This is a genomic window from Roseovarius tibetensis, assembly GCF_050896375.1.
Lineage (GTDB): Bacteria > Pseudomonadota > Alphaproteobacteria > Rhodobacterales > Rhodobacteraceae > Roseovarius > Roseovarius tibetensis.
This window is the reverse complement of record NZ_JBPBBB010000010.1, coordinates 107,000-117,724: the sequence shown is the minus strand read 5'-3', so window position 1 is coordinate 117,724 and position 10,725 is coordinate 107,000. Positions and strand designations below refer to the sequence as shown.

General features: G+C 66.7%; 10 protein-coding genes. 5 read left to right on the top strand and 5 right to left on the bottom strand.

Features of this window, described 5'->3' with window-relative positions; genetic code table 11:
- On the top strand, positions 1–837 hold an 837-nt coding region (locus ACROSR_RS09310; protein WP_432684316.1), incomplete at its 5' end, for a universal stress protein.
- Between the two features lie 274 nt (positions 838–1,111).
- Entirely contained in the window at positions 1,112–2,497 is a 1,386-nt protein-coding gene (locus ACROSR_RS09305; protein WP_432684314.1) for a YihY family inner membrane protein, read from the top strand.
- Positions 2,498–2,573: 76 nt separating this feature from the next.
- Here ACROSR_RS09305 and ACROSR_RS09300 read toward each other — a convergent pair whose 3' ends face one another.
- From ACROSR_RS09300 to cobU, 5 genes are all read right to left on the bottom strand, one after another.
- Positions 2,574–4,601 carry an ABC transporter ATP-binding protein gene (locus tag ACROSR_RS09300; RefSeq protein WP_432684312.1) on the bottom strand — a complete coding sequence of 676 codons (2,028 nt, stop codon included), beginning with the start codon at positions 4,599–4,601 and terminating at the stop codon, positions 2,574–2,576.
- 1 nt (position 4,602) lies between these two features.
- Positions 4,603–5,478, bottom strand: a complete 876-nt coding sequence (locus ACROSR_RS09295) for an ABC transporter permease (RefSeq protein ID WP_432684311.1) — start codon at positions 5,476–5,478, stop codon at positions 4,603–4,605.
- Entirely contained in the window at positions 5,478–6,437 is a 960-nt protein-coding gene (locus ACROSR_RS09290; RefSeq protein ID WP_432684309.1) for an ABC transporter permease, read from the bottom strand. Before ACROSR_RS09290 ends, ACROSR_RS09295 begins: the two co-directional genes overlap by 1 nt.
- A 148-nt stretch (positions 6,438–6,585) precedes the next feature.
- A complete protein-coding gene (locus ACROSR_RS09285; protein ID WP_432684307.1) occupies positions 6,586–7,158 on the bottom strand; it encodes a histidine phosphatase family protein in 573 nt (190 codons plus the stop codon).
- Positions 7,155–7,676 carry a bifunctional adenosylcobinamide kinase/adenosylcobinamide-phosphate guanylyltransferase gene (gene cobU / locus ACROSR_RS09280; protein ID WP_432684305.1) on the bottom strand — a complete coding sequence of 174 codons (522 nt, stop codon included), beginning with the start codon at positions 7,674–7,676 and terminating at the stop codon, positions 7,155–7,157. Before cobU ends, ACROSR_RS09285 begins: the two co-directional genes overlap by 4 nt.
- A 109-nt stretch (positions 7,677–7,785) precedes the next feature.
- Between cobU and ACROSR_RS09275 the strand changes: the two genes are divergently transcribed.
- The 3 genes from ACROSR_RS09275 to coaBC all read left to right on the top strand — a co-directional run bounded on the left by ACROSR_RS09275 (position 7,786) and on the right by coaBC (position 10,691).
- Positions 7,786–8,664: an RNA polymerase factor sigma-32 gene (locus ACROSR_RS09275; protein WP_432684303.1), complete on the top strand. Its 879-nt coding sequence runs from the start codon at positions 7,786–7,788 to the stop codon at positions 8,662–8,664.
- Complete coding sequence (locus ACROSR_RS09270; RefSeq protein ID WP_432684301.1) at positions 8,661–9,431, top strand: ChaN family lipoprotein; 771 nt, start codon at positions 8,661–8,663, stop codon at positions 9,429–9,431. Before ACROSR_RS09275 ends, ACROSR_RS09270 begins: the two co-directional genes overlap by 4 nt.
- Positions 9,432–9,497: 66 nt before the next feature.
- Entirely contained in the window at positions 9,498–10,691 is a 1,194-nt protein-coding gene (gene coaBC / locus ACROSR_RS09265) for a bifunctional phosphopantothenoylcysteine decarboxylase/phosphopantothenate--cysteine ligase CoaBC (protein ID WP_432684299.1), read from the top strand.
- Positions 10,692–10,725: the final 34 nt, after the last annotated feature.

Here is a 10,725-nt window from a genome sequence, read left to right as displayed (position 1 = left end):
GCATTGGTGGACGGGTCGATCTATTCGGAAAGCGTCTGTCACCACGCCGCCTGGATTGCACAGCGCACGCAAGCGCCGGTCGAACTGATCCACGTGTTGGGCCGCCGCGACGCGCCGGACAAGACGGATCTGTCCGGCGCGATCCGGCTCGGGGCGCGCACGAGGTTGATGGAGGAGCTTGCCGAGCTCGACGCACAGCGGGCAAAGCTCGTGAGTCACCGCGGCCGCGCGATTCTCGAGGACGCGCGCGCCATCGTCGACCGGGACGGCGTGACCGAGATCACCACCCGCCTGCGCCATGGCGACATCGTCGAGGCCATCGGCGAGATCGAGCACGAGGCCCGCGTCATTGTCATCGGCAAGCGCGGCGAAGCGGCCGATTTCGCCAAGGGGCATCTGGGTTCCAATCTCGAACGCATCGTGCGCGCGTCGCACCGGCCCGTCTTCGTCGCCGCGCGCGCCTTCAAGCCCATTGAAAGCGTGCTGGTCGCCTATGACGGCGGATCTTCCGCGATGAAGGCGGTGGATCACATTGCGCGCAGCCCGCTTTTCGCAGGGCTGGCCGTCACCGTCGTGACCGTCGGCAGCGAGACGCCGGAGAGCAAGAAGGGCCTCGCTGATGCCAAGGCGCTTCTGCAGGCGGCGGGTATCGAGGCCGAAACCCGGGTCCTGCCCGGCCAGCCGGAAACGGAACTGGGCAAACTGGTGGATGAAGAGGGGTTCGGCATGGTCGTCATGGGGGCCTACGGTCACACACGCATCCGCAGCCTCGTCATCGGATCCACAACGACCGAGATGGTGCGGTCCTGCAAGGTGCCCGTCGTCCTGATGCGGTGACGGACGGGGGCGAACGCCGGCCCCGAATGGCAAGGGTCGCGTCCCGCTTTGACCCTGGGGACGGATCCAGTCCGCGCATCCGCATGGCAAGGCCCCGGCTGCCCGAGCGCCCCGACAGGTCCGGTCCCATGGCCCTCGCGGCGAAAAAAGGGCGGCTCGTCCCCGCACGGGCTCTGGGCAGACATGTCGGCAATCTTGCCATAGCCGGACACGCGATGACGGGATGCCTGCGTTAGCTTTTGTCGAACGGCCCCAACCGGGCTATCTACGCGAAATGAAAATGACATCGAATCTCATGGCAACCCTGCGGCAAAGCCGTTTCGGCCCAACCTTGGCCGATACCGGGCAGTTCGTCGTGTTCGCGGTTCGCAGGTTCTTTACCGAACGGCTGACGGCCGCGGCCGCGTCGCTGACATATTCGACCCTGCTGGCGATCGTCCCGCTCATGGTCATCGCCTTTGCGATCCTGTCGAGCTTTCCAGCGTTCGATACGGTCAAGGGGCAGATGCAGGAACTGTTCCTGTCGGCCGTCGTGCCCGAGGCGGGAGCCGCGATCGAGGATTACCTGGAAAACTTCACGAGAAACGCCAGCAACCTGACCGCCGTCGGGATCGTCGCGCTTGCGGCCACGGCCGTGCTGCTGCTGTCGACCATCGAAGGCACGCTCAACCAGATCTGGCATGTCGAACGCCCCCGCCCGATTTTCGTGCGCTTTCTCATTTTCTGGGCAATCCTCACCCTCGGGCCGCTGCTTATCGGTGGCAGCATCACGCTGACCACCGATCTCACGCGGCTGCCGGCCAGTACCGAATATCTTGGGCTGGGCGAGACATCCTATGGCCGCGATTTGCATGAGACGTGGCTGGTCGGCACGCTGTTCAGCACGCTGGTCAGCACGGGGATCAGCATTGTCGGCTTTACCGCGCTCTTCGTTCTCGTGCCCGCGCGCCGGGTCCGCATCTGGCACGCCGCGACGGGGGCGACGTTCGCGGCGATCGCGTTCGAACTCTTGTCATGGGGGTTCAATTCCTTTCTCACTTCGGGATCGAGCTACGAGACGATCTACGGGGCGTTGGCCGCGGTGCCCGTGTTCCTGATCTGGATCTACACGTCGTGGATGGTCATCATCCTTGGGGCGGTCGTTGCGGCCTCCATCCCGGACTGGTTGCTGACGCGCACGGCTGTCGCAACCGCGGATTTGCGCCCGTCCGACAGGCTTGCCATAGCGGTCACACTGCTGGCGAAACTGCACTGTCAGGCACAAAGCGGGGGCATGCTGGACGAACAGGAACTGATCGAAGCGGTGCCGCTCGAGGCGCGGGACGAGATCTTCGATGCATTGCACCGGACAGGCTATCTGGCCCAGACCGAGGAAAGCCGCGTCGCGCTTGTGCGGGACATGCATACCACCACCGTCTTCGATCTGGCCGCCGACCTGAAACTGCCGCTTGGCGTCATGCCGGACAGACAAAGCGGTCTTCCCGTCGAGATCGTCGAGCGGCTGGACTCCGAGACCGCGACGGTCCGGCGGATGCTCGCCCAGCTTCACGACGCGGAAACGGATATCCTCGGCTTGCCGCTCGCAAGCATCCTGTCGCCGACAGATGACGAGATGATCCGCTCCGGGGTGCAGCAGGCGTCCCGCCGCGCGATGCCGTGACGGATGTCCTGCACCGGCCTTGGGTCGGCAGGGCAACCGATGCTGTCACCGATCCGGCGGGGCGGGTTTGTCCGGGTCAGCCCGCCTGTTGCGCGCGCAAATCGGCCAGTGGGATATGACATCGGATCATGTGCCCGTCGCCCGCATCCCGCAGGGGGGGTATCTCGGTGTCGCAGACCGGGCCGCACTTGACCGGGCAGCGGTTCTGGAACGGACAGCCACGGGCCGGCGGGGCCAGTTCGGACACGTCTTCGGCCATCAGCCTTGGGGCCTGATCTGGGTCCGGCGTCAGCACGGCGCCCAGAAGGACCGCGGTATAGGGATGCGACGGCGCGCCATAGACGGTCGCCACCGGGCCGATTTCGCAAATCCGGCCTTGATAGAGCACGGCCACCCGATCCGAAAGCGCCCGCACGATCGTGAGATCATGGCTGACGAAGAGAAACGCGGTCCCATGCTTTGCCTTCAGGTCATTGAGCAGGCCAAGCACCGCAGCCTGCACCGACACGTCGAGCGCCGATGTGATCTCGTCGCACAGCACGATATCCGGGTTGGCGGCAAAGGCGCGCGCCACCGCCACGCGCTGTTTTTCGCCACCCGACAGCTGACCGGGGCGGCGATCAAGGTACTGCGCGCCAAGGCGGACCATCTCCAGCAATTCGACCGCGCGCGCGCGCAGCGCGTCGTCGCGCAGCCCGAAGTACAGACGTAGCGGTTGCGCGAGGATCTCGGCCACCGAATGGCGCGGATTGAGGCTGTCATCGGGGTTCTGAAAGATCATCTGGATGCGGCGCAACTGGTCGGGTCGGCGCCGCTCGACGCTGTGCGGCAGGCGCGTGCCCTTGCCAAGCGTGATCTCGCCGCGCGCCGGGGGCAGCAGCCCGGCGATGGATTTGAGGATCGTCGATTTGCCGCTGCCGGATTCGCCGACCAGCCCAAGGGTTTCGCCCTGTGCCAGATGCACTTCTATATCCGCGACGGTGGCCGCCGGGCGGGGCGTTCGACGCAAACGGTCGATCAGCCCCGGCCGGTCATAGCGGATCGAAAGGGCGGACAATCTCAATGCGGGCGGGCTGTCCGGTGCGCGGCTGTGCGGGCCGGTCGTGGCGATATCCCCTGCGATCCCGGCGACCTGATCGGGGTAGAGACATCGCGTGATCTGGCCCGCTGGCCCGGCGACCGGCGGCGGACGCGCGGCGCGGCAGTCATCGGTGGCCAGTGGACAGCGCGGTGCGAAGGCGCATCCCTGCCGTGCTTCGCCCGGTCCCGGCGGACGACCGTCGAGGGCGCGGGGCAGGGTACGCTCGCCCAGCCGCGGGATCGCGGCGAGAAGTCCGCGCGCATAGGGATGCGCCGGGGTGCCCAGCACCGCGCGCACCGGCCCTTCCAGCACCGTCTCGCCGGCATATAGCACCTGAACCCGGTCGCAGACCCGCGCGATCACGCCCAGATCGTGGCTGACATAGACCATCGCCATGTTGCGTGTGCGCGCCAGATCGCGGAGCAGATCGAGGATATGCGCCTGCGTGGTGACATCGAGGCCGGTGGTCGGCTCGTCCAGCAACAGCGCGTCGGGCTCGCCGGCCAGCGCCATGGCGATGGCCACGCGCTGTTGCTGGCCGCCCGACAGCTCATGTGGAAAGCGCTTCAGGATCGTGTCCGGATCCGGCAGGCGCACCTGCGCCATAAGGTCACGCGCCCGGTCCGCATGCTCGGCCTCGGGCAGGTCGCAATGCAGGTGCAGCGCCTCGCGGATCTGCGTCCCGATGCGCATGGTCGGGGTCAGCGCCTGCCCGGAATTCTGCGGGATGAGGCCCAGCTTCCCGCCGCGTATCCGCACCAGATCCTTTGCCGGGCGCGCGAACATGTCGGCCCCGTCATAGATCACCTCGCCCGACATCTTCTGCAGCCCGTGCTTGAGATAGCCCATGGCGGCCAGCGCCAGCGTGCTCTTGCCCGATCCGCTTTCGCCGACGATACCGATGCTTTCACCGGCGCGGACCTGCAGATCCACCTCGTGCAGCACCGGCAACAGCGCGCCCGCGCGCCCCTGAAATCCGACGCAAAGCCTGCGGATGTCGATTAGCGGGTGGGACACGGTCATCTCAGATCACCGCCTTGCGGCTGGTATCGAGGCCAAGCGTCTTGGCCAGTGCATCGGCCGTCAGGTTGATCCCGACGATCAGCGTCGAAAGCGCGATCACGGGCCCGAGCACCCCCCACGGCGCAAGCGACATGTAGACCCGCGCATCCGAGATCATCAGCCCCCAGTCGGGTGTCGGCGGCGATACGCCGAATCCAAGGAATGACAGCGCCGAAACCCCCAGCAGCATCCACGACCACCGCATCGCACCCTCGACAAGCAGCGTGTCGGTGACGTTGGGCAAAAGCTCGCGGCGCACGATCTCCAGCGGACCATGCCCGCGCGCCCGCGCCGCCGAGATGAAATCGCGCGCCACCACCTCGTGCGCCGCGGCGCGCGCGACGCGGATCACCGGGATGCCGAAGAACACCGCGAGCGTCGGCATCAGCACCGCGCCGCCGGTGCCGAACACGGTGATCAGCACCAGTAGCGGCAGGATACCCGGCAGCGCCAGGAACGCATCGACCAGACGCATCGCCACCTCGTCGCGCCACCCGCCCCGCAAGCCGAGATAGACCCCCAGCCCCCCACCCCATAACAGGGCAATGGGCATCGCGGTGCCGGTGATCAGCAGCGCCTCGCGCCCGCCCAGTAGAACACGGGTCAGCACGTCGCGGCCCAGGTGATCGGTCCCCAGCCAATGCGCGGCGGACGGCCCGGCAAGGGTTCGGGTCGAATCCATCGAGGCGTAGTCATAGGGCACGATCCACGGGCTGATCAGGGCAAGCGCCAGGTGCAGCGTCACCAGCGTCAGCCCGATCGCGCCCGAGGGCCTTGCGATCATCTCGCGTAGCGTTGTCAGGCGGCGCGGGCTACGGCGTGGGGCGCGGTCGGCCATCATGTGCGTCGTGCCACGTGACCGCGCAGGCGCGGGTTGAGCATCAGGCCCAGAATATCGGCGGTGAGGTTGACCCCCACATAGGTCGCCGCGACAATCATGGTGATCGCCTGCACCACCGGCAGGTCGCGGTCGGAAATGGCATCGACCAGCAGGCGGCCGATGCCGGGATAGTTGAACACGACCTCGACCACCACGACGCCGCCCAGAAGCCACGCGATGGTCAGCGCGATCACGTTGATCGCCGGCAAAAGCGCATTGGGCAGGGCATGCCGCCAGACGACGCGCCAGTACGGCACGCCCTTGAGCGTGGCCATCTGCACGTAATCGCCCGCCATGACCTCGATCACCGAGGCGCGCACCATCCGCATGATATGCGCGATCATCAGCAGCGTGAGAACCGCGCAGGGCAGGATGAACTCGGGAAAGAAATCGAGCGGCGGGGCATCGGCCGGGGTCAGCACGATCGCCGGCACCCAGCCCAGCCAGATCGCGAAAACGAGGATCAGCACGGTCGCGGCGACGAATTCGGGGATTGTCATGGCAAGGATCGCCCCGACGGACAGCACAATGTCCGGCCAACGGTCGCGCGACAGGCCGGCGATCACACCGGCAAGGATCGACAGCGGTATCCCCACACCGAGCGCGCCCGCGGCCAGCAGCAGCGAGTTGCGCATGCGGTAGCCCACTAGGTCCGATATCCGCTCTTGCCCGCCGGCCGAGAGCCCGAGATCGCCGCGCAGGATGCCGCCCGCCCACTCGACATAGCGGGTCAGCGCCGGCGTGTTGAGGCCCATCACCTCGCGGCAGGCGGCAAGGGCCTCGCCGAACGCATCACGCTGCAGTATGGCGGTGCAGGCATTGCCGGGCAGCGCCTCGACCCCGAGGAAGATGATCACGGAGACCAGCCAGATCGTGACCAGCCCGAGCGCGAGCCGTCTGATGATCAAGGATGCCACGTCTCGCGTCTCCCCGCGCCCTGTGCGATCACGTCGGCTGCAACCTAGACCGGCGCGCGCGGCCGCGTCGAGGGTTTCTTCGACGCGCTGCGCGCGCCCCGATGTCTGCGGGTCTCGACCGTCCAACGCGCCGGTACCATGGACCGGCTCAGGGCAAAAGGTTGATCGTTCGGGCGCGCCAGCCCGTGTCATGCCGGTGAAGTTCCGTGACCGAGAAATTCTCGATCCTGTGGCCGAAGGCCTCATAGGCCGTGATCCCGAGGGCGGCCTGCACCTGCGTCAGGATCGCCCCCATATGCGCGACCGCGATGATGTCACGATCCGGATGGGCGTCCTGCAGCCGGACCACCGCGCGAGTGACACGGTCGGACACCTGGTTCCAGCTTTCCCCATCGGGGGCGCGGATGTCGCCCGGCCTGTCCCAAAAGGCCCGCAGACGGCTCTGATCGGGTATCGTGTCGAACTGCTGAAGCTCCCACGCGCCGAAATGGATTTCGCGCAGATCGCGATCATCGGGCAGACGGGTACGCCGCCCGGCGATGGCATCTGCGGTCGTGCGGGCCCGTGTCAGGTCCGACGATATCACCAGCGCATCACCCGGCAGATGCGCCGAGAGCCGTGCGATGCGGCCCGTGTCGCTGAGATCGGCGGGCAGATCGGACCAGCCGACCATGGATTTCGCATGTGTCGGGCCGTGCCGCACCCAGAAGACCCGGCTCATGGCAATTGGCCCTTCAGGATCTGCGGCAGGCCCGCGATCACGTTGACCACCACCTCTGCGCGCCCCGCAAGGGTCTGGTTCAGACGTCCCTGCGCCGTCTGGAACCGGCGCGCGAGGGCGTTTTCAGGCACGACCGACAACCCGACCTCGCCCGATACGACGACCACGGGCGCGGCGCAAAGCGCCAGTGCGTCCAGCAGATCCGCCTCGGCCCGTGACAGGTCGTTTTCGGCAAGCAGGTGATGGGTGAGCCACATTGTCGCACAGTCGATCAGCACCACGTCATCCGCCCCGGCCGCTGCAAGCGCCGGCCGCAGATCCCTCGGGGCCTCGACCGTCTTCCAGTCGGGGCCGCGCCTGGCGCGATGAGACTCGATTTTTTCATGCATTTCCGTGTCATATGCTTCGGCGGTCGCAATGTAGGTGCGCGCCTTGCCGGACGCGGTGACGAGACTTTCGGCATAGACCGATTTGCCGGACGCGGCGCCTCCAAGGACAAGTGTCAGACAGGGCAACATGCGCCTTTCGTCCCTTCCCGTTGTGATCTGAGTTGGCAGATACTGCGTACCACCCGGTACAAACATTCAAAAGAGTGTCTCGCCAACAGATGTATGACAGGGGAACAAGATGCCACTCGATGCACCGCAGACAAGTACGATGTCCCGCACCGCGATGAAGGCGGAGATGCTGGACGCTGAAACAGAGCTTGCCCTCGCTTACGCGTGGCGGGATCACCGCGACGAAGCCGCGCTTCACCGGCTCATCAACGCGTATATGCGGCTTGCCATTTCCATGGCGTCAAAGTTCCGCCGCTACGGCGCGCCGATGAACGACCTCATTCAGGAGGCCGGTCTTGGCCTGATGAAGGCCGCCGACAAGTTCGATCCCGACCGGGGGGTGCGCTTTTCGACCTATGCCGTGTGGTGGATCAAGGCCAGCATCCAGGATTACGTGATGCGCAATTGGTCGATGGTGCGCACCGGCTCGACCTCCTCGCAAAAGTCGCTGTTCTTCAACATGCGCCGCGTGCAGGCCCGGATCGAGCGCGAGGCGATGGCCCGCGGCGAGGAACTGGATGGCTACCAACTGCGCGAGATGATCGCCCACGAGGTCGGCGTGCCACTGCGCGATGTCGAGATGATGGAAGGGCGCCTGTCGGGTTCTGACTTTTCGCTCAACGCCACGCAATCGTCCGAGGACGAGGGGCGCGAGTGGATTGACACGATCGAGGATGTCGGGTCGCGCGGCGACGAAGAGGTCGAGAAGGATCACGATCTGCAGGCGCTGCGCGACTGGCTGACCGATGCGATGTCCAACCTCAACGACCGTGAGCGGTTCATTGTCCGCGAGCGCAAGCTTCGCGACGGGGCCCGCACTCTGGAAAGCCTTGGTGAAGAGCTGAACCTCAGCAAGGAACGCGTGCGCCAGCTCGAAGCGGCGGCGTTCCAGAAGATGCGCAAACATCTTGAAAAGCATGGGGGCGAGGTGGAAAGCCTTCTGGCATGAACCTTCGGCCCGTTCTGACAGCCCTTGCGATCTGCGCCGCCCTTCCGGGGGCGGCGCAAGACGTTGCGATCCTGGGCGAGATCCACGACAATCCCGCGCATCACGCCGAACAGGCCGAACAGGTCGAACGGCTGCAGCCCGCCGCCCTTGTCTTCGAGATGCTGACCCCGGATCAGGCCGCGCGCGTGACACCCGAGTTGCGCGGCGATTCCGACGCGCTGGAGGCCGCGCTCGACTGGGCATCGGGCGGCTGGCCCGAATTCTCGATGTATTACCCGATCTTCACCGCCGCGCCAAAGGCCGCGATCTATGGCGCAATGGTGCCGCGCGATGCGGCGCGGGCTGTCTTCGAGGGCGGGCCGGCGGACGTGTTCGGCGAGGGTGCCGCGCGCTACGGGTTGGACGAAGATCTGCCGCCCGAGCAGCAGGCGACCCGCGAGGCGTTGCAGATGCAGGCCCACTGCGACGCGCTGCCCGAAGACATGCTGCCCGGCATGGTGGATGTCCAGCGCCTGCGCGATGCGGTTTTGGCGCGAACGGTGGTCGAGGCCATTGATGATACCGGCGGCCCCGTCGCGGTGATCACCGGCAATGGCCATGCGCGCCGCGATTGGGGCGTTCCGGCGGTGCTGGCCCGCGTCGCCCCGGATCTCGACCTCTGGGTCTTGGGCCAGACCGAAGAGGATCGCCCGCTGGAGGGCGGGTTCGACGTGGTCAGATCCGCGCCCGCCCCGGACCGCCCCGACCCCTGCGACGCGTTCCGGTGACAGCCCGCGCCCTTGTGCCGGCGCGGCACCCGGCCTAATGTCGCCGGGCAACCGGAGGGACCGTCCATGCTCGCCTCGAAACGCATTCTTCTGATCATCGGCGGTGGCATCGCGGCGTTCAAGACGCTCGACCTGATCCGCAGATTGCGCGAGCGCGGCGCCGATGTGACGCCTGTTCTGACGCGGGCGGGGGCGGAATTCGTCACGCCCCTGTCGGTCTCGGCGCTGGCCGGACGCAAGGTATTCTCCGATCTCTTCGATCTGACCGACGAGGCCGAGATGGGCCATATCGAGCTCAGCCGGTCCGCCGACCTGATCGTGGTGGCCCCTGCCACCGCCGACCTGATGGCGAAGATGGCGGCGGGGCAGGCCGATGACCTCGCCTCTACGCTGCTCTTGGCAACCGACACGCCCGTTCTGATCGCCCCGGCGATGAATGTCCGGATGTGGCAGCACGCGGCCACGCAGCGCAATATCGCGACGCTGACGGCAGATGGCATCGGCCTTGTCGGCCCGAACGAGGGCGACATGGCCTGCGGCGAATACGGCCCCGGCCGCATGGCCGAGGTGCCGGAGATGATCGCGGCCATCGAGAGCGCGCTGTCGGCGGGGCCGTTGCAGGGGCGGCGGGTGCTGGTGACCTCTGGGCCGACGCATGAGCCCATCGACCCGGTGCGCTACATCGCCAACCGCTCGTCCGGTGCGCAGGGCACGGCCATCGCCCGCGCCCTCGCCGCTCTTGGGGCCGAGGTCGTCTTCGTCACCGGCCCCGCAACGGTGCCGCCCCCCGAGGGGGTCGAGGTGATCCGCGTCGAGACCGCGCGCGAGATGCTGGCGGCGGTCGAGGCCGCGCTGCCGGTCGACGTGGTGATCTGTGCCGCGGCGGTGGCCGACTGGCATGTTGCGGGTCAGAGCGACCGCAAGATGAAAAAGACGGCAGGCGGGATGCCCGCGCTGGAGTTTGCCGAGAACCCCGATATCCTTGCGACCGTGTCGCAGCGCGGCACGGACCGGCCCGGGCTGGTCGTCGGATTTGCTGCCGAAACCCATGACGTCGAGGAACACGCCACCGCGAAACGCGCGCGCAAGGGCTGCGACTGGATTCTGGCCAACGATGTAAGCCATGCGACCGGCATCATGGGCGGTACCGAGAACGCGGTGACGCTGATCACCGAAGACGGGGCCGAGACCTGGCCGCGCATGGGCAAGAGCGACGTCGCCAGACAGCTGGCCGACCGGATCACACGGGTGCTGGCCTGAGGATTTTCGAGTATTTCTGGAAAGATGAAGGTGG

What these genes read in the sequence shown, in the direction of transcription:
- ACROSR_RS09305 (WP_432684314.1), top strand. Translation starts at nt 1,112, where the DNA reads ATGAAAATGACATCGAATCTCATGGCAACCCTGCGGCAAAGCCGTTTC.
- ACROSR_RS09300 (WP_432684312.1), bottom strand. Translation starts at nt 4,601, where the DNA reads ATGACCGTGTCCCACCCGCTAATCGACATCCGCAGGCTTTGCGTCGGA.
- ACROSR_RS09295 (WP_432684311.1), bottom strand. Translation starts at nt 5,478, where the DNA reads ATGGCCGACCGCGCCCCACGCCGTAGCCCGCGCCGCCTGACAACGCTA.
- ACROSR_RS09285 (WP_432684307.1), bottom strand. Translation starts at nt 7,158, where the DNA reads ATGAGCCGGGTCTTCTGGGTGCGGCACGGCCCGACACATGCGAAATCC.
- cobU (WP_432684305.1), bottom strand. Translation starts at nt 7,676, where the DNA reads ATGTTGCCCTGTCTGACACTTGTCCTTGGAGGCGCCGCGTCCGGCAAA.
- ACROSR_RS09275 (WP_432684303.1), top strand. Translation starts at nt 7,786, where the DNA reads ATGCCACTCGATGCACCGCAGACAAGTACGATGTCCCGCACCGCGATG.
- ACROSR_RS09270 (WP_432684301.1), top strand. Translation starts at nt 8,661, where the DNA reads ATGAACCTTCGGCCCGTTCTGACAGCCCTTGCGATCTGCGCCGCCCTT.
- coaBC (WP_432684299.1), top strand. Translation starts at nt 9,498, where the DNA reads ATGCTCGCCTCGAAACGCATTCTTCTGATCATCGGCGGTGGCATCGCG.